Source organism: Fretibacter rubidus, from assembly GCF_041429785.1.
Lineage (GTDB): Bacteria > Pseudomonadota > Alphaproteobacteria > Caulobacterales > Maricaulaceae > Fretibacter > Fretibacter rubidus.
Window position 1 is genome coordinate 242,555 of record NZ_CP163423.1, and the last position, 17,996, is coordinate 260,550.

General features: G+C 54.0%; 15 protein-coding genes. 7 read left to right on the forward strand and 8 right to left on the reverse strand.

Features of this window, described 5'->3' with window-relative positions:
- Nucleotides 1–250: 250 nt before the first annotated feature.
- Entirely contained in the window at nt 251–1,123 is an 873-nt protein-coding gene (locus tag AB6B37_RS01115) for a mechanosensitive ion channel family protein (RefSeq protein WP_371397051.1), read from the forward strand.
- A 65-nt stretch (nt 1,124–1,188) separates the two neighbouring features.
- Here the strand turns inward: AB6B37_RS01115 and AB6B37_RS01120 are convergent, their stop codons facing one another.
- A complete protein-coding gene (locus tag AB6B37_RS01120) occupies nt 1,189–2,034 on the reverse strand; it encodes a hypothetical protein (protein WP_371397052.1) in 846 nt (281 codons plus the stop codon).
- 141 nt (nt 2,035–2,175) lie between these two features.
- Here AB6B37_RS01120 and AB6B37_RS01125 point away from each other — a divergent pair, with 141 nt between their 5' ends.
- The gene (locus tag AB6B37_RS01125) at nt 2,176–3,303 is read left to right on the forward strand and encodes an NAD(P)/FAD-dependent oxidoreductase (RefSeq protein ID WP_371397053.1); all 1,128 of its coding nucleotides are present in this window, start codon (nt 2,176–2,178) and stop codon (nt 3,301–3,303) included.
- Here AB6B37_RS01125 and AB6B37_RS01130 read toward each other — a convergent pair.
- On the reverse strand, nt 3,238–3,618 hold the full coding sequence (locus AB6B37_RS01130) for a thiol-disulfide oxidoreductase DCC family protein (protein ID WP_371397054.1): 381 nt from the start codon (nt 3,616–3,618) through the stop codon (nt 3,238–3,240). The two genes, AB6B37_RS01125 and AB6B37_RS01130, sit on opposite strands and share 66 nt — an antisense overlap.
- A 147-nt stretch (nt 3,619–3,765) precedes the next feature.
- Between AB6B37_RS01130 and AB6B37_RS01135 the strand changes: the two genes are divergently transcribed.
- Nucleotides 3,766–3,957, forward strand: coding sequence for a ribbon-helix-helix protein, CopG family (locus tag AB6B37_RS01135; RefSeq protein WP_371397055.1), 192 nt, complete (start codon nt 3,766–3,768; stop codon nt 3,955–3,957).
- A 73-nt stretch (nt 3,958–4,030) separates the two neighbouring features.
- Here AB6B37_RS01135 and gltB read toward each other — a convergent pair whose 3' ends face one another.
- From gltB to AB6B37_RS01150, 3 genes are read right to left on the reverse strand one after another with little or no spacing between them, the layout of a single operon-like run.
- On the reverse strand, nt 4,031–8,542 hold the full coding sequence (gltB, locus tag AB6B37_RS01140; protein WP_371397056.1) for a glutamate synthase large subunit: 4,512 nt from the start codon (nt 8,540–8,542) through the stop codon (nt 4,031–4,033).
- A gap of 1 nt (nt 8,543) precedes the next feature.
- Nucleotides 8,544–8,966, reverse strand: coding sequence for a GFA family protein (locus AB6B37_RS01145; protein ID WP_371397057.1), 423 nt, complete (start codon nt 8,964–8,966; stop codon nt 8,544–8,546).
- Nucleotides 8,966–10,393: an NAD(P)-dependent oxidoreductase gene (locus tag AB6B37_RS01150; protein WP_371397058.1), complete on the reverse strand. Its 1,428-nt coding sequence runs from the start codon at nt 10,391–10,393 to the stop codon at nt 8,966–8,968. The genes AB6B37_RS01145 and AB6B37_RS01150 overlap by 1 nt, the downstream gene beginning before the upstream one ends.
- A 268-nt stretch (nt 10,394–10,661) precedes the next feature.
- On the opposite strand from AB6B37_RS01150, the gene AB6B37_RS01155 reads away from it, so the two are divergent.
- Genes AB6B37_RS01155 through AB6B37_RS01170 form a run of 4 tightly spaced genes read left to right on the forward strand, consistent with a single transcriptional unit; the run spans nt 10,662 to nt 13,693 of the window.
- Entirely contained in the window at nt 10,662–11,489 is an 828-nt protein-coding gene (locus tag AB6B37_RS01155; RefSeq protein WP_371397059.1) for a CPBP family intramembrane glutamic endopeptidase, read from the forward strand.
- Nucleotides 11,490–11,498: 9 nt separating this feature from the next.
- Nucleotides 11,499–12,305, forward strand: coding sequence for an undecaprenyl-diphosphate phosphatase (locus AB6B37_RS01160; protein ID WP_371397060.1), 807 nt, complete (start codon nt 11,499–11,501; stop codon nt 12,303–12,305).
- Nucleotides 12,306–12,329: 24 nt separating this feature from the next.
- On the forward strand, nt 12,330–13,526 hold the full coding sequence (locus AB6B37_RS01165; RefSeq protein ID WP_371397061.1) for a serine hydrolase domain-containing protein: 1,197 nt from the start codon (nt 12,330–12,332) through the stop codon (nt 13,524–13,526).
- Nucleotides 13,527–13,537: 11 nt separating this feature from the next.
- A complete protein-coding gene (locus AB6B37_RS01170) occupies nt 13,538–13,693 on the forward strand; it encodes a hypothetical protein (protein WP_371397062.1) in 156 nt (51 codons plus the stop codon).
- 51 nt (nt 13,694–13,744) lie between these two features.
- Here the strand turns inward: AB6B37_RS01170 and AB6B37_RS01175 are convergent, their stop codons facing one another.
- From AB6B37_RS01175 to AB6B37_RS01185, 3 genes are all read right to left on the reverse strand, one after another.
- Nucleotides 13,745–14,698: a class I SAM-dependent methyltransferase gene (locus AB6B37_RS01175; RefSeq protein ID WP_371397063.1), complete on the reverse strand. Its 954-nt coding sequence runs from the start codon at nt 14,696–14,698 to the stop codon at nt 13,745–13,747.
- A 24-nt stretch (nt 14,699–14,722) separates the two neighbouring features.
- The gene (locus AB6B37_RS01180; RefSeq protein ID WP_371397064.1) at nt 14,723–15,691 is read right to left on the reverse strand and encodes a complex I NDUFA9 subunit family protein; all 969 of its coding nucleotides are present in this window, start codon (nt 15,689–15,691) and stop codon (nt 14,723–14,725) included.
- A gap of 76 nt (nt 15,692–15,767) precedes the next feature.
- Entirely contained in the window at nt 15,768–17,993 is a 2,226-nt protein-coding gene (locus AB6B37_RS01185; protein ID WP_371397065.1) for a M28 family peptidase, read from the reverse strand.
- Nucleotides 17,994–17,996 lie beyond the last annotated feature (3 nt).

The window sequence follows — 17,996 nt, forward strand, 5'->3', positions numbered from 1 at the left end:
ACGCGCATTATGCACATTTCACCTTTGGTGAAAAATGCATGACTAAGCGCGTTCTTTTGTGCACCGTCCTATGCACCGCCCTGCGCAACATGCCAAACACTCATGGGCGTGACCAATGACGCATGTCCGCCATAAATTTGCCTCCAAAACTTACAAAAAATCATAGTTAACAGCGGGTTAACGGCGTTCAACTCGCGTTCATGGACAATTCCCTACCAAGCATCAACATTCAATATGCTGGGAGGCCAATATGTTATCAGTTCTAAGACAGGTGTCAGACGTCACCGATACCGTGAGTGACGTCACAAAATTTTTAAACCCCGAAAGACTCGACTCTTATATGAGCACAGGTATCGCGATGGGAACCAAGGTTCTTATTGCGCTTGTTATCTTTATCATTGGTTCTTGGATTGCCAAGAAAGTCAAAAACGGCATTGTGAAGCTGGCTAAAAAAAGCCCGCAGCTTGACGAGACGCTGTTTAATTTCCTCGGCTCGATTGCGCGCTGGGTCATTATGGCCTTTGTGTTTATCGCGATCCTCGGACAATTCGGTGTTGAAACAACGTCTATTGTGGCGCTTTTGGGTGCGGCGGGTCTTGCGGTCGGTCTTGCGCTTCAAGGGGCAATGTCAAATCTGGCGGCTGGCGTGATGCTGATGATTTTCCGTCCCTATAAAATTGGCGATTTTGTCGATGCTGGTGGTCACTTTGGTAATGTCGAGGACATCACATTGTTCACAACCGATATGCAGACATTTGATAACCAAAAAATCATTATCCCCAATGGAAAAATTTGGGGCGAGAAAATCATCAACCACAGCCATCACCCTGTGCGCGGTGTGGAGATGAAATTCAACGTTGCCTATGATGATGATATCGAAAAAGCGAAAAAGGTTATCCATAAAGTCTTGGCTGACCACCCGCATATCGTGTCTGAGCCTGCTCCTTTTGTGGAGGTCGAAACCCTCTCTGAGCGCTCTGCGGAATTGGTCGTGCGTCCGTTTACAAATGGCGAGAATTATTTCGACGTCCGTTACTCCGTGCCAGAGCAAATCATGAAAGCGCTCGGCAAAGCGGGTATGACAACGCCTTATCCGGCCACGCGCGTTTTGATGCAAAAATAAATTCTTGGGACAGACCCATTGATTGAAAAAGCGAAAGCCGCCTCTTGGGGCGGCTTTTGTGTGGGCTAGGGCGCGTAGATTGTGTAGATAACGTCCGCGGATAAATTGCCGACACCCATAGAAAAGTCGTAATTATTGCCATTGATCGACGCGCCGCGCAGGTTATAGACGCTGGCAAATCCCACCGCCTGTTGCGCGATGGTGCCGGGGATGCGGGCGGTTTTGCGACCACCGTCAAAGACTTTCACCGGCCCACCCGACAAGTCGTCCAGCGTGTCATTAAAGCTATTGCCCAGCACAATGCCGGCCCCGCCGGGTATAGGGTTTTGCGAGGCTTGACCAATGGACGCGCTAGCGGGCGACCGCACGATGAGGCGGTAACGGATGTTATCATAATCAAGCCCGCTAAAATCGCCCGTTGCGACCAGATTGTTGCTTTGGGCGAAAATATCAAAGGCGGCATTGCTCGCGACGAAAAACCAGGCAAAGCGCTGTTGGTTCCCCAAAAGGTCAATGTCGGTGTCATCATCAAGGCCAAAGGCGCTATAGCTGTCATTCTCGTCCAGCACTTGGAAGGACGGGTTGGATGTATAGGTCCCGCCGAATGTCTGGCCGGTAATCTCGAACGGCCAGCCCGCCTCGCTGCCGTGGATGGGATCAAACGGAAAGTTCACGGCGTAAACATCGCCAGTAATAATGTCGTTTGCTGCTGTGCCGCTGCTGACATTATCAAGCAGGAGGAAATCGCCCACAATCGGGGCTTCGAAATCTTGTTCTTGAAAATCACTGCCGCCAAACACAATCACAACAGGCCCTGCGCGAAAATAGGGATGGTCGACGGTGGCCGCAAACGCCGTACCCGCACAGAGCGCAAGCGCTGCGGCGGCTTTGATTAAATGCGTGAACTTCATAATATGCCTATCCCCAATTGGCACGACTCTATCCAAACAGCGTTAAAATATTCTTATCTGCCCCTGTCTGGCCTGCGATGTAATCTGCTGTAAATTGAGGGCTTTCACTTTGCAAAATTGGGATGCCTGCGCTAAGCGGCAATGGTGAAAGATGCACCACATATCATCATAATCGGCGGGGGCCTTATTGGGCTCTCCACCGCTGACGCGCTGTCCTTGGCTGGGGCGAAAGTGACTGTGATAGAGGCAGGACATCAGGTCATGGGCGGGGCGAGTTTTTCCAATTCGGGTATGGTGCATTTATCCCAAGCCCGCCCGTGGGTGTCGGTCATCGGGTCTGATTATCTGGCGGATGATGCGGCGCAATCGGTCTTGGCATTGGCGAAATTTTCCGCGCCGTTGATTGCGGCAAAGTCCAAATCCATGGGTTTGCCGAGCAATGTTTCTGTGAACGCGCGCACGTCAGGATGCCTGCAATTATTTGCCGATGTGCAAAGCTGGAATGCCGCCCAAGCGCGCTATGATAGCTTGGGTATTGATTACCGCCGCCAACCTGCGGGCGGTGTGCTGGGTGACCGCCCTGCGCTGCTGTTCCCTGATGATAGCTCGGGTGATGCCTGTGATTACGGGCTTGCCCTGTCCAAGCAATTGACCAAGGCGGGGGTTGATATCATCACGGGTCACGCAGCCAAAATTCGCCGTCATCAAGGGCGGGTGATCGGCGTATCGGTCGCGGGGCGCGACATAGGCGCAGATCACGTCGTGCTGGCCGCAGGGGCGCAGAGTGTGTCAGTCGCGGCGCAAGTCGGGCTTGATTTGCCGATTAAGGCGGTGGGCGGCTACGCGCTGACGTTTTTAAAACCGGACACTCTGTCTTTGCCAGATATTCCCGTGATGGATTTTGCCACGCGGTCTTGTTTGACGGTGTTCGGAAATCAAGTGCGATTATCTGGCACTGTCGGCCAAGAGAGTGCCGATTGCCTGATTGAGATTTGGGATGATTTAATCCCTGGTTTGCGGGCGGCCTTGGGGGCGCCCATCACGCCGCCGTGGCGCGGCGAACGGCCTGCGTCCTTGACGGGAAAACCGCTCATCGGGCGCACAGGCTTGCCGGGGCTTTGGGTCAATGCAGGTCACGCTCATATGGGTTGGACGCTGTGCGCGGGTGCGGGCGCGGTGATGGCAGATATGATTTTAGATGGCTCAGAGGCTTTCGCTGGCGCGGGCTCGATGTTTTCTGTGCCAGCGCTGCCAGCGCAAAAACACTAAATACAGTCCCATCGCCATTTGGCGTAAAATTGGGACACGGAACAAAAATGCAAAATGACGAAAGCCGGGCAGGGCGCGCCAGATGCGGGCAAAGGCATCAACACCAATATGCCAGTTTTCGTCATCTCGAACATGAAACTTACCCAGCAACTCTTCGCGTGTTTTCCCATCTGGCAGCGCGCTATCAGAAAGCGGCGTGATGTTAATCCAACTGATCACATCCGCTTTGTCGATGCGCTCATAAAAGCGCACCTCGATACGACATATCGGGCAATCACCGTCGTAATAGACGCATAAAGGGGCGGGTTTGTTCATGGCTATCACATAACAATAGATGCCAAAAATACAATGCGACCGAATTGCGACTGTTTTGTCAGGACGCAAAAGGCGTCCGTCATGACAGGGTTTTGTTTGCCCCCTGTGTCGCTTTGCGATTAGCTTTCAAATCAGGAGGCCAGAGCCATGAAGAAGTCTGAGAAAATCGAAGTCCGTGTTTCGCTGGATGAAAAACAAAAACTAAGCGACATAGCCGAGAGCGAAGGGCGAAGCGTTAGCGAATTAATTCGCGGGCTTATCGAGCGCTATATGGCGCTGAGCAATCCAATAGGCGCGCGGATGCCTCTGTCGAGATCGCGACAGAGGATAGTAATTTAATTGCTATCGGACTGTCTTGGACAGCAAATCGTGCGCCGTTAAATGTTGCAAAACAACAAGCGCGGATGCAGCCTTAGGCCGCATCCTCCAAAGGCACCGCAAGGCGTGTCAGCATTTCTTTGGGCACGACTTGCCAGAACTTGCCGCGCTCTAACTCCCATTCGGCGAGAAGATTGGCGGAGAACTCTGACCCTGTCGCTTCAAAATGCTGGCGTATTAAATCTTTGCACTGCGCCTCATAATGGGCTGCGCCGAACCGCCGCCAGACGACACTATCGGGATTGACCGCTTTTTCAAATTGGTCGTCTTTATCATAAATATAGGCCATGCCGCCGGTCATACCCGCGCCGAAATTATCGCCAACTGACCCTGTAACGACGACTGTGCCGCCTGTCATATATTCGCAGCCATTGGTGCCCAGTCCTTCGACGACCGATACAGCGCCAGAGTTACGCACCGCAAACCGTTCGCCCGCGCGGCCCGCCGCCATGAGGCTACCTGCCGTTGCGCCGTAAAGACAGGTGTTGCCGATAATGGCCGATTGATGGGCGTCGATTTTTGTGCGCCCTTGTGGGGAGACCCAAATCTCGGCCCCTGACAGGCCTTTGCCGACATAATCATTGCTGTCACCGTCAACGACGATGCGCAATCCGTACATGCCAAAAGCGCCCAGCGATTGCCCCGCCGAGCCGCGAAGCCGCACGGTGAGCTGCCCAGCCGGCAACCCCTCTGCGCCAAAGGCTTTGTAGATATGACTTGAGGTACGCGTGCCCACAGCGCGGTGTGTATTTTGCACCGCATAGGTGAGTTGCGTTTTCTCGCCACGTTCAAATAATTGCTGCGCGTCAGCGATGATGGATGTGTCCAGCGTATCAGGCACAGCGACGCGGTGCTCGCGCGTGTCTTTCACGGGGCGGTTATCAACGCGGGCGAGGACTGGATTTAGATCCAGATCGTCCAGATGTTCAGACCCGCGGCTAACCTGGGCCAAAAGATCTGTGCGGCCAATAATATCGTCCAGCGTTTCCGCGCCAAGTGAGGCGAGGATTTCGCGCACGTCTTCGGCGATAAAGGAGATTAGATTAATGACTTTTTCCGGTGTGCCCGTGAACTTCTCACGCAGCGCCGGGTTCTGGACACAGACCCCAACAGGGCATGTATTGCTGTGGCATTGCCGCACCATGATACAGCCCATAGCAACCAGCGCCAGCGTGCCAATGCCGTATTCTTCGGCGCCCAGCATGGCCGCGATCACAATATCGCGCCCTGTTTTCAGACCACCATCCGTGCGCAATGTCACGTCATCACGCAGGTTGTTCAGCGTCAAAACTTGATGCGCCTCGGACAGGCCAAGCTCCCACGGGATACCTGCATATTTTAGCGAGGTGTTGGGCGAGGCCCCTGTGCCGCCGTTATGACCCGCAATCAGGATGATATCGGCTTTGGCTTTGGCGACGCCAGCCGCGATTGTGCCTACGCCTGAACTGGCGACGAGCTTAACGGCGACGCGCGCAATCGGATTGATTTGTTTGAGGTCATAAATTAATTGCGCCAAATCTTCGATGGAATAAATATCGTGATGTGGCGGCGGTGAAATCAGCGTAACACCCGGTGTGGCGTTACGGAATTTGGCGATCATTTCCGTGACTTTAAAGCCAGGCAGCTGCCCGCCTTCGCCCGGCTTTGCGCCTTGGGCGACTTTAATTTCAATCTCGCGACATTGGTTGAGATATTCAGCGTTGACGCCAAACCGACCCGAGGCCACTTGCTTGACGGCGGAGTTTGGATTGTCACCATTGGGCAGGGGCTTGTAACGCGCGCGGTCCTCACCGCCTTCGCCAGACACTGACTTTGCGCCAATGCGGTTCATCGCAATGTTCAATGTGCCGTGCGCTTCGGGTGATAACGCGCCCAGCGACATGCCGGGTGTACAGAAACGGCGGCGAATTTCATTGACCGATTGTACGCGGTCCAGCGGCACAGCTTTGCCAAGCGGTTGCACATCCAGAAGGTCGCGAATTTGAATCGGCTTTTGTCCGTTCACGACAGCGGCGTATTTTTTATAAAGCTCATAATCCTCTCGCCCCACAGCCTCTTGGAGCATATGAATCATATCGGCTTGATAAGCGTGACGTTCACCCGATGCGCGCACACGGTAAAGACCGCCCACGGGCAGGGTCACAACCCCGGGGGCATAGGCGGTTTCATGCGCCTTTAATAAGGTGCGTTCGATTCCTTTCAGGCCAATGCCGGAAATGCGCGATGTCATGCCCGGGAAATAGTTCCCGACCAAAGTGCGCGATAATCCTAGGGCTTCGAAATTATTACCGCCGCGATAGGACGAGATAACCGAAATGCCCATTTTGGAAATAATCTTTAAAAGCCCGCCTTCGATGGCCTTTTTATAATTGGCGACCGCCTCATCAACACTGCCATCAATCAGGCCGCGTTTGACGCGGTTCACAATACCGTCTTGGGCGAGGTAAGCATTGACCGCTGTTGCCCCCGCGCCAATCAAGACGGCGAAATAATGCGTATCAAGACACTCGGCTGAGCGCACAAGAATGGAACACGAACTGCGAAGTCCTTTGGTTACCAGATGCGTTTGCAGTGCACCAACCGCCAAAATCATCGGCACGCCAGCGTTATCTGCATCGACGGCTTTGTCACAGAGAATAATATTTTCAATCCCGTCCTTCACAGCTTGTTCAGCCTCTAGACGGATACGATCGAGCGCGGCTTGTAAACCTGCACCGGGACGGGCGGTGATGTCCGGCACGGGGAACGTACAATTAATGACGCGGGCTTTGGTGTTCACCAATCCCAAAAACCGGTCCATCATACCATTGGTCATGACGGGACTATCCAGCACTAACATTTCTTTTGTCTGGACTTCACCCTCGGCGAGGATATTCCGTAGATTACGGAACCTCGTTTTCAGACCCATCACCCGTGTTTCGCGCAAGGGATCAATCGGCGGGTTGGTGACTTGGGAAAAGTTCTGGCGGAAATGATGCGACAGGGGCCTATAAATATCAGACAAGACAGCCAGGGGCGTGTCATCGCCCATAGAGCCAATGCTTTCTTTGCCGTCCTCGGCCATGGGGGCTAGAATTAATTCAACATCTTCTAGGGTCTGTCCGCATGAACGCTGCCGGCGCGCCAAGGCGTCACCGTCAAAACTAGCGTCAGGTTCAGAGCCGCCCAGCGCCTCGTCAAGATTAACGACCTTTTCAAGATATTTGGCATAGGGGCGACCTTCCGCCAGCTTATCCAAAATCTCATTGGTGTCGTAAAATTTGCCTTCATCAAGATCGACCGCAATCAAACGCCCAGGTTTCAATGCACCTTTTTTGATGATGTCTTCTTCGTTCATCGGGCACATGCCGGTTTCAGAGCCGACCGCCAAAATGCCGTCATTGGAAATGGCGTAACGCAGAGGGCGCAGGCCGTTTCGATCTAGCCCCGCCATGCACCAGCGCCCGTCATAGGCCGCAACAGCGGCTGGGCCGTCCCATGGTTCCATCACAGCGTTGCAATATTCATAAAGAGAGCGCCAGCTATCAGGCATCAAGTCCCCGCGCTTTGAATAGGCTTCGGGGATGAGCAGCGTTTTCGCCATGGGCGCAGAGCGGCCCGCGCGCACGAGCAACTCAAACACACTATCAAGGGCGGCAGAATCAGAGCTGCCTTTTTGGATAACGGGTTTGACGTCACCCGCGCGTTTGCCAAAGGCAGAGCTGGCCATTTTAATCTCATGACTTTTCATGAAATTTGTATTGGCTTTGACCGTATTAATCTCGCCGTTATGGGCCAACATACGGAAGGGTTGCGCCAGCCACCACTGCGGGAAAGTATTGGTCGAATAACGCTGATGATAAATCGCCGCGCGCGAGACAAAGATCTCGTCTTTCAAATCAGGATAGAAATTATCAATATCTTCGGCGAGGAACATGCCTTTATAAATGATTGTCTGAATAGACAGTGAGCACACATAAAAACTGGGTATGGCTTCTTCAATCACGCGCTTTTCAATGCGGCGGCGCACGATATAAAGCTCACGCTCTAGCTTGTCGCCTTTGCGGCCCTTGGGATCACGGAACAGGACTTGTTCAATGGCGGGGCGGGTGGCTTTGGCTTTGTCGCCAATGATATCGACATTAATTGGCACTTGCCGCCAGCCGTAGATATAAAACCCCTCGCGCAGAAGTTCTGACTCGACGATCGTGCGCGCCGCTTCTTGGGCGTTGAAATCTGTGCGCGGCATGAAAATCATGCCGACAGCGACTTTGGCATTTTTATGCTTATGACCTGTGCGTTCAACTTGGGTTTTAAAAAACTCTTGGGGGATATCAAGGCGGATACCTGCGCCGTCCCCTGTCTTGCCGTCGGCGTCCACCGCACCGCGGTGCCAGACATTCTTTAGCGCTTGCAAGGATTTCTCCACCACGTCCCGCCGCGCCGTGCCGTCGATAGAGGCGACAAGGCCGACACCGCAATTGGCCCGCTCATGGGCGGGGTCATAGGCATGCGCTTCTATCAACGCATCGCGATCTGCTTCGTATTTTTTTAGCCAATCAGACATATTAGTTACTCTCTTCTGCACCGTAGAGCGCGAAAACTTCCGCGCCTGTCAGCTTTTGACGATCACCAGCGAGTTCGTAAAAGCTTGGTTTTTCATCAATGAAAAATTCTTTTGTTATTGTGACTTTATCCGAGAGGTTATTCACAGCGCCGGCACACACGGTCATTTTCTTCGGGTCATCAATGAGGCGATAGAACAGGCTACTGCCGCATTTGTCGCAAAAGCCGCGTTCCGCCCAATCAGAGCTTTTGTACCACTTTAAAGTTTGCTTATTCTGGAATGTGACCTGCGAGAAATCGAGACTGATATTCGGGCCGCCGCTCCACCGTCGACATTGTCCGCAATGACAGCTATCGAGATGCTCTGGCGCGTCAACGGTGAAGCTCACGCCTTTGCAAAGACAATGTCCGTTTAGCACGTCCATTACTCCGCCGCCTCTTGTGCTGCGTTTTGCAGCTTATCCACCAAATAGCCGTGAATATGTTCCGCCGCGTCGCGACCTTCGCGAATGGCCCACACAACTAGGCTCGCGCCGCGCACGATATCGCCCGCTGCAAAGACACCCTCTAGGTTTGTCTCAAAACTCACGGGGTTAACTTTGACCGTGCCCCAGCGCGATACAGATAATTCAGGGCTGAGGACATTCATGTCTTCGGGCGTAAAGCCTAGCGCTTTAATCACGAGGTCAGCTTTAACGTCAAAATCTGCGCCGTCCATGGGTTCAGGTGATTGGCGGCCAGAGGCGTCTTTCTTGCCAAGGCGCATGCGGTCTGCGCGGACACTGGACACGCTGCCGCCGTCGTCATGCACAGATTTCGGGGCGGCGAGCCATTCAAAGGTCACGCCTTCTTCTTGGGCATTGGCTGTTTCGCGGCGGGAGCCTGGCATATTGGCGTGGTCGCGGCGGTAGAGGCAGGTCACGGATTTTGCGCCTTGGCGAACGGCGGTGCGCACGCAGTCCATGGCCGTATCGCCGCCGCCAATCACGACCACGTCTTTACCGTCAGCGGTTTCGCTCGCAATATCGTCCCCAAGACCGCGTTTGTTACTATCGATAAGAAACGGTAGCGCCGCCGTTACGCCGCTCGCCCCGCCGCCAGGCACGGAGAGGTCCCGGGCTTTGTAAACACCTGTCGCAATCATAATCGCGTCGTGTTTTTCGCGTAGCTTCTCAAAGCTAATGTCGACGCCGATATCGGTGTTCAGTTGAAACTCTATCCCGCCGTCAATCAGGCGCTGTGTGCGGCGCTCTACAATGGCCTTGTCGAGTTTGAAATTAGGGATGCCGTAAATCAAAAGCCCGCCCGCGCGGTCATGACGGTCATAAACGGTCACTTGCCAGCCTTGCAACCGAAGCTGCTCTGCGGTGGCCAGACCGGCTGGACCTGCGCCGATGACGCCCACGGATAGCGGTAATTCACGGCGCGGTTTTATTGGCTCAACCCAGCCATTATCCCAAGCTGTATCGGTTAAGAACCGCTCGACGGAACCAATCGTGACTGTGCCGTGGCCCGATTGTTCAATCACGCAAGAGCCTTCGCAGAGCCGGTCTTGGGGGCAAATACGACCGCAAATCTCTGGCATATTATTGGTTGCGGCAGAGACGCGGTAGGCGTCTTCAACGCGCCCTTCGGCTGTTAATTTCAGCCAGTCGGGGATGTTATTTTGCAGCGGGCAGTGATTTTGGCAAAAGGGCACGCCGCATTGCGAACAGCGCGCGGCTTGTTCTTCGGCTTTGACCTCAATGTAATCACCGTAAATCTCGAGGAAGTCCTCGCGTCGTTCGCCCGCGTCCCGTTTTTCGGGCATTTCGCGTTCGGTGTCGACAAATTGTAACATACGACCAGCCATAGGATTCTCTTTTTCAATAGATATGGGCTTTTTCAATAGATCTGGGCTTTCGCTTAAATCTAGCCCGCTCATACGCCCCTTTTGAAGCGTGCGCAAGATGCGACAATTTGTCATCTAAAGTTACAAATTATCGTTTTGTCTGTCGGTAAAATACTGAATTTATTTACTTATTTCGACAGCGGAAAATTTGTGCTATAGTCCATACATGAAGCGCGTCATTTTATTTTTTCTATTATCTTGCCTGATAAGCTGGCCATTTGGGGCGATTATGGCGAGTCAGTCTGGCGGATTGCCGCCAATTGTTCCCGCCTTTGCCTATATGTGCGGGCCGGGGCTGGCAGGAATCATCATGGCCTTTATCTACCACCGCGGGTCTGTGGCCGATGTTTTGGGCCTAAAGTTAAAGGGCACAAAGCAGCAGTGGTTATGGCTGGGGATTAGCTACCTTATCGGCATGGGTATTATAGTGGGCGCGCTGCTTATTAGCCTTTTGGGGCCAGGGGTCGGCCTGCAAGACCCGCTGACGGGCACAGCGCAGATGATGCGTGACGCTGGCCAGAACCCAGATATGTTAAACGTGGTTCCGATGATGGGCGTGATTTTGATTTTGCAATGGGCGCTGCTGGCGCCGCTTCTCAATATTCCGCTGATGCTATCCGAAGAATTGGGCTGGCGGGGTTGGTTGTGGTCGCATCTGAGGGGGCATCCGCGCTGGGGCGGGTTTTGGACAACGTCTTTGATAACGGGTTTGCTCTGGGGCCTTTGGCATGTGCCTATCATTCTAGCAGGGCATAATTATCCCGAAGCGCCACAGATCGGGGCCGTGGTGTTCACCTTATTTTGTATCCTATACGCGCCCCTCTTCACGCTGGTACGTGAAAAAACCAACTCTGTTTGGGGGCCATGTGTGTTGCACGCCACCACGAACGGGGCGGCGGCAATCAGTATTGTGATGCTGACCAATCCACCTGTTTTGTGGAAGGGTATCGTGGGGCTTGGCGGCTTTATCGCAATGGCTGTCGGGATCGTATTTATCTGGCGATTTTATCGACCCGAAGCCGTCCTTGATAACCAAAGGGTAACACCTGCCGCCTAAGCCAAAGCCATGGATATATTACATTTGATTCTTTTGGCCCTCATTCAGGGCCTGACCGAATTTTTGCCCGTCAGTAGTTCGGCCCATCTGATATTGCCCGCTCAGGTGCTGGGCTGGCAAGACCAAGGGCCGTTGATTGATGTGATGGCGCATTTCGGCACTTTATTTGCGGTTCTGCTTTATTTCCGCCGCGATGTCGGTACGGCGATTGTCGGATTTTTTGATCTTGTGCAGCGTAAACTCAACGTCGGGTCTGTTTTGGCGCTGAACCTTATTCTGGCAACACCGCCCGCTTTGCTCGTCGGTGCAGCGTTGCATTTTAGCGGCATTGACGAGATGATACGAAGCCCGCTTTTGATTGCGTGCACCTTTATAATCTTCGGTATCATTCTTTGGATTGCCGATATCAAAGGCGCGCGCACACGGTCAATGGACACAATGACGTGGAAAAACGCGATTAATATGGGTCTTGCGCAGACCTTGGCGCTTATCCCTGGCACGTCGCGCTCTGGCATAACTATGACGGCGGCGCTGGCCATGGGGTTCACCCGGTCAGAATCCGCGCGTTTTTCGATGCTGATGTCCATTCCCATCATTGCGGTGGGCGGCGTGTTTTCCATGATAAAGCTCGCGGGCGGTGACGGCGGTGCAGCGGGGCTTAGTGACGGACTTATTGTTGCTGCGCTGTCCTTTGTGACGGCCTATGCTGCCATCGCTTTGTTCATGAAATGGGTCGCCAAGATTGGCATGTTCCCCTTTATGGTGTACCGTATCGTAGCGGGACTGGCTTTGCTGCTATATGTTGTCATGACCTAACCGTCTTATTTGACTGGAGCGCGCATGACTTTATTTTCTCGGCTACTCATCAGCGCGACTGTAACGGCAGGCTTTGTCGTCTCGCCTGCCGTCCATGCCGAGGATAAAGCGGTGGCGACCCCCGCGACTGCCACAGCCCCCGCACCGTCCAAAATTGACCTGAAGGCCATTGACCGCCGCATCGCCAAATTAATGCAGCGCGACGATATGGTCGGACTGTCCGTTGCGATTATTGAAAACGGAGAGATTATCTCGGCCAAAGGCTACGGCGAGACGATTAAAGGCTCTCGCCAAATGGTCACAGCGGATACGGTGTTTCGCTGGGCGTCTGTGTCAAAAAGCGTCGCGGCGGCCACCGCAATACTACTTGTGAAAGACGACTATTTCGGACTGTCATCCCCCGTTGTGGCTCATGCGCCGTCGGTTAAATTACCGCCATCAGATCATATGATCACGCTGGAGGATTTACTGTCCCACCGTACAGGTATTGTGCGCAATGCCTATGACGTGAAAATCGAGGACGGTCGCGACCCCAAAGTTATCCGCACGAGTTTACAAGGCCTGTCGCATCTTTGTGAGCCAGGAACCTGTCACGGTTATCAAAATGTCTTGTTTGATGCTGTGTCTGAAATGACAGAAACGGCGACGGGTATCCCTTATAAAGCGGTCGTCAATGAACGCATTTTCGAGCCGTTAGGCATGAGCACGGCGTCCACAACATTAGAAGGGTTGTCGCGGTCTAAATCTTGGGCGCGGCCACATAATCGGCGCGGCGCTATGATATCATCCGTAAAGCCCACATATTACCGCGTGCCCGCAGCGGCAGGCGTGAATAGCTCTATCACAGATATGGCGAAATGGACCTTGGCACAAATGGACGGTGGGCAGGGCGGGTTGCCCGCCGATGTGGCCAACGAAATTCACACCGCCCGTGTGCAAACACCGCGCGAAAATCGCCGCATGCGCCGCCATTATTCGGCGCTGTCAGATGCGCATTACGCGCTGGGCTGGCGCAGCTATAATATGGAAGGTCACCGCGTTGTCGGGCATAGGGGGGCCGTGGAAGGTTACCGCTCCGCCGTGCTGTTTGATCCAGAACATAAAACAGGCATTGCGATGATGTGGAACAGCTCCTCCTCTCGCCCCGTCGGACTACAGCTAGAGCTGTTCGACCAAGTCCACGACAGGCCGCGCCGCGATTGGATGCGGCTGGCGCGATAGGAGATAGGCTTATGTCAGATAAAGACCCCATCGAAACGGAAGACCCCGACAAGAAGAAAAACTGGCTGTCCTATTCGAAGCTATTTGTCTGTATGGCTCTGTTTATTTATGTGGCTTACCATCTTGGACACGCTCTTGGCGGCGCCCTTGGGAACGCGACAAATTAAAAAAGGCGCGTCCGTTACGGCGCGCCTTTTTCTTTAATCTGTATCCCGCGACTAGCGCTTTTTGAACAACAGCGTCATGCGGTTACTCTCGCCAATCGCTTCCATTTTTGCTTTCAGCTCAGGATTCTCGCGCGCACCACGCAGGGACTGCGGCAAGCGCCAGACAACATCTGTATTGCTCGGCACGTCACGCGGGTTCTTATTCACATCGCTCTCGTCGACCAAATCAAAGCCTGCGGCGTTAAAGGCGCTGATGACGTTAGATTGTTTAAGGTAGCCATTGCTGCCTTGTGCCCATTCGTCCGAATTGCTCTCTGGCCCTGCATGTTGCACGACACCGACAATACCGCCCGGCTTTAGAAGCGCGTGTGTATCCGCCAGCGCTTTGGTCATGAACAAACCGTCGTTTTCAAAGCGTGATAGATTATGCATCGCGCGGATAAATAGAACGGCGTCAACTGTGCCGTCCATAGAGGCGTCGCGATTGCCAAAGGCAAAGGCGCTAATGTCGGCCTCGGATCCTGCACGCCAATCTTGTGCGCCCGCGACCCATGTTTCTGGCCATGTCTTTTTATTCTCGACAAATTCTGGTGTCGCAAAACCGCCGAACAGCGGCCACATATCCAGCGCATAATCTGCGCCAATCAGATGGCCTTCATCACCCAAATATGGAATCAGGATTTTGGAATACCAACCGCCACCAGGCAAAGCTTCAACCACGGTCATGCCAGGTTCAATACCAAAGAACATCAGCGTTTCTTGGGGATTGCGCGCATCATAACGGGCTTTGGTCGCGTCGTCTTGCATCGCCAAGACCGCCGCTAGTTTGGTGGCATTGACGGTGTTATCCGCCATATCTGCGGCTTTATCTATTGCGCCAGCGGCCGCTTGTTTCGTATCATTGGCCGCATCCGTGACCGCATCTTTCATGTCGTCCGTTGCGCCAGAACAGGCCCCTAATGTGAAGGCTGCGACGCCTCCGATAAGTAAATTTTTCAAAGTCATAGTCGTCTCCTGAGAGTGGTGAACTTAGCTTACACTTTTTTCGTAGAATTGGCCATATTTGCGGTACTTTTCCAAATATTCTGGCACAATGCTCTCGATCGTTTCGAGCTGTAATCCCAGCGCGTCAAAGCCTGTTGCGTCATCTGCAACGACATTATCGATTTTCAAATTGCGGACTTGGTCGCGGGTCAAAAACGGCGGCACAAAGGGGAGCGCCCCTGTCATTTCACCAACAAAACCCAGCGCATTGGCCCCAATCCACGGCACGGGCAACAAAAGCCGTTTGCGGTCGATCGATTTTAGCAGGAACTGCATCAGCTCTTTAAAGCTATAGACGCGCGGTCCACCAAGCTCATAGGTCGTGGCGGTGGTGCCTTGGCCAATGACTTTGGCAATGGCGTCGGCGACATCGCCGACATAAACAGGTTGGAATTTCGTATTGCCACCCCCCAACAACGGTAGGGCTAGCCCGCCGGGCATGGTTGCCATTTTGGCAAAGCGGTTAAAAAATCCGTCCTCTGCGCCAAAGATAATGGACGGGCGCATGATATCTGCGCTTGGCACTGCCGCGCGCACGGCCGCCTCGCCCAAGGCTTTGGTGCGGGCATAATCAATGTCACTGTCTTTATCCGCGCCAATGGCCGACACTTGGACAAAATTTGTAATGCCTGCGCTGGCGGCGGCTTCGGCGACATTATTCGCGCCGTTAACATGCAGCCCTTCAAAGCTCTGGCGGCCTTCCTCATAAAGGACGGCCACAAGGTTAATGACAGCGTCAGCGCCTTCGACGGCGCGCTCGACCGATTGTTTGAACCGCACATTGGCTTGGACGAGTTGGATTTGGCCGACATTGCCCATCACGCGAAGCTCTTGACCTGTATGGGGTTGGCGCATGGCAACACGCACACGCCAGCCATCACGGGCCAAAGCGCGCACAACATAACGCCCGACAAAGCCAGAGCCACCAAAGACGGTTACAAGACCTTTTTTCATCACATCACCCTTGCGTCAATTATGCGCCCCGATTAGCGGGAATTGCGGCCTTTGTCTATCGCCGAATAGACGCAGATTAGGGCTCAGAAGCAGGGGCAGGTGACGCGCCTAGTGTGATGGTTTGACCCACTCGCCGCCTGTCGCCACGGTGCTGCGGTAGGGCCCAATCGGGCCGCGCGTCCAGCAAAGCTTGGCTCTGGGGCCCCAAGCCGTATTGATAGGCGTAAATGTTCAGTGTGGTGTTACCGTCGTGCCCGTCAACTGTGACGCTCAGCGTGCGACAGGCCCGTCCCGTGCAGCGAAACTGTCTTGCACTTGGGATGATAAGGGGCAGATTGTTCATCGTCCTTATTGATGCTGCGCTGTCTCTGGGCGAAATTTCAATCTCAATTTGGTCAGCGAGGGGCGCTTTCAGGCGCAGCTCTATTTGGCCGTCTACCAGCGTTTGGGTTATCGTGACCGGCATATCAATGGGCGGCACAGGGGCGGTCTGCTGGCGCTCTCCGACCTCGAATGGCACGACCGCTTTCATGGCGGCGGGCACAGGGTCTGTGCCGCGTACGCGATATTCAAACGTGCCGCTATCTGTCTGCACATGTTCCACGCTTAGCCCGCGCGGGGCGTCCACACTATAGGCGGGGACAATCATAGCCGTGATTGCAAGACCGATTGTGATTAGGGCCGCACTCATAATCAAAGGTCGCGAAACGCCGCTATTCTGTGTTGCCGCGCTAAGGGTCAAAGGCGCCAACAGGACAAAGGCCAAAACGACAAAGGCGGTAAACGGCGCGGCGGCCTCGGCAAATAACATAATCTCGCCCAAAGCCGATGTTTGGATACCGACAGAGGTAAAGAGAGCTGCGGCAATGAACACAATGACGGCAGCGATGCGTGAGCGGCCCAATATCTGCGCGATTAAGCCAAGACTGGCAATCATAAGCGCAGGCACAAATAATATCGTTGCGCCAGGCAAGATAAAGGCCGCGCCGAGCAACACACATATCCAAATCCACCCTGACGCCATCAGTGCCGCTTTGGCCTCTGCCCGCGCGAGTAATTTATAGACAATCATTGCCCCCAAAAGCGCCGCGATATTTTGCATCCCGCGCAGGGCCCAAGGGTGGGCGGCGGCAAAATGGGCTTCGGGTCGCAGCGCGTTAATCCCCCATGACAGACCAAAGGCAAGCCCAACCCCAATCAGAAGCGCCAGCGGCGGAAAAGCAAGCGCCTTCCAACGGTGGGCTTTGTTCGCGCGCGCAAAAGCCGTAACGGTGATAATCCCCCCTAAAATAAGGGCGACCAAAGCCATGCCCTGCGGCAAAGCAATAATAAACCGTCCCCATATATCCATATAGATTTTTTGTGTTTCCGATTTGGTTTTATCCGCCTCTAGGAATGTCTCGACCCCCGCCAGCGCCGTTGTGCCCATATGAAACAGGGAGCGTTTGTCCAGCATTGCCAAATTATCGCGTGGTGTGTGGTAAAAGGCTGCGCCGCTGCCGATGGCAAGGTTTCCGACATCAATATCAAGCTCAAGATATTCTGTGACATCTGTAGCGTTCGGCATGGCTGCGTAAATATCAGCGGCCAGCGAACTGGCGACGGGTTCCTTTGTATCATTGCCGAGAATATCAATATCACGGCTATTGGGTGTGCTGGTTTCAATCAGGGCCACAGGGCCGCGTACGCCGCGCGCTTCCATGCTGATGACGGCGCCGATATGTTGCGCCAGCGGGTCTGTGTTCACAAATGATGACGCGCCAATTAATCCCATTTCTTCGCCGTCCGTTATCATGACCAGCACGGGTTTGGGTAAGCTTTTAGATTTCAAGACATTAGATCTCAAGACACGCGCAATCTCTAGGCTGGTCACGACACCAGAGCCGTCATCGGCGGCCCCTGGGCCCGTTGGGACACTGTCATAATGGGACGCAATCATAACGGCGTTGGGCGGGGCGTCTTTTGCGGGCGGTGGGCCGACCCAAAACATGATATTTTGCACGCGCGCACAGCTTGTGCGGCGCGACCCCTCTCGGCAATGAAAATCATCGCGGACAATGGGGGTAAAACCTAAGGCCTTTATCTCTGCGACGATGCGGTCGCGCACAATATCATTCGCGTCACTATCGACGGGATGCGGGGCTTCATCGCCCAAGATGTTCACCAGCCGCGCATAGGCGGCGTCGGTGTCAAAAGCGTGGTTAGGATCAACCGCAGGCGGGGTCATTAGGGTCTGGCGCAGGGTGAAAAGCGCAAATAGTGCGACGATGACGGCAAGTAGTTTTAAATTGATACGTTTCATGAC

Excerpts from the sequence above, each read along its gene's own strand:
- AB6B37_RS01155 (WP_371397059.1), top strand. The coding sequence starts at position 10,662 with ATGGCGAGTCAGTCTGGCGGATTGCCGCCAATTGTTCCCGCCTTTGCC.
- AB6B37_RS01135 (WP_371397055.1), top strand. The coding sequence starts at position 3,766 with ATGAAGAAGTCTGAGAAAATCGAAGTCCGTGTTTCGCTGGATGAAAAA.
- AB6B37_RS01185 (WP_371397065.1), bottom strand. The coding sequence starts at position 17,993 with ATGAAACGTATCAATTTAAAACTACTTGCCGTCATCGTCGCACTATTT.
- gltB (WP_371397056.1), bottom strand. The coding sequence starts at position 8,542 with ATGTCTGATTGGCTAAAAAAATACGAAGCAGATCGCGATGCGTTGATA.
- AB6B37_RS01150 (WP_371397058.1), bottom strand. The coding sequence starts at position 10,393 with ATGGCTGGTCGTATGTTACAATTTGTCGACACCGAACGCGAAATGCCC.
- AB6B37_RS01115 (WP_371397051.1), top strand. The coding sequence starts at position 251 with ATGTTATCAGTTCTAAGACAGGTGTCAGACGTCACCGATACCGTGAGT.
- AB6B37_RS01160 (WP_371397060.1), top strand. The coding sequence starts at position 11,499 with ATGGATATATTACATTTGATTCTTTTGGCCCTCATTCAGGGCCTGACC.
- AB6B37_RS01170 (WP_371397062.1), top strand. The coding sequence starts at position 13,538 with ATGTCAGATAAAGACCCCATCGAAACGGAAGACCCCGACAAGAAGAAA.
- AB6B37_RS01130 (WP_371397054.1), bottom strand. The coding sequence starts at position 3,618 with ATGAACAAACCCGCCCCTTTATGCGTCTATTACGACGGTGATTGCCCG.
- AB6B37_RS01125 (WP_371397053.1), top strand. The coding sequence starts at position 2,176 with ATGGTGAAAGATGCACCACATATCATCATAATCGGCGGGGGCCTTATT.
- AB6B37_RS01180 (WP_371397064.1), bottom strand. The coding sequence starts at position 15,691 with ATGAAAAAAGGTCTTGTAACCGTCTTTGGTGGCTCTGGCTTTGTCGGG.
- AB6B37_RS01165 (WP_371397061.1), top strand. The coding sequence starts at position 12,330 with ATGACTTTATTTTCTCGGCTACTCATCAGCGCGACTGTAACGGCAGGC.
- AB6B37_RS01175 (WP_371397063.1), bottom strand. The coding sequence starts at position 14,698 with ATGACTTTGAAAAATTTACTTATCGGAGGCGTCGCAGCCTTCACATTA.
- AB6B37_RS01120 (WP_371397052.1), bottom strand. The coding sequence starts at position 2,034 with ATGAAGTTCACGCATTTAATCAAAGCCGCCGCAGCGCTTGCGCTCTGT.
- AB6B37_RS01145 (WP_371397057.1), bottom strand. The coding sequence starts at position 8,966 with ATGGACGTGCTAAACGGACATTGTCTTTGCAAAGGCGTGAGCTTCACC.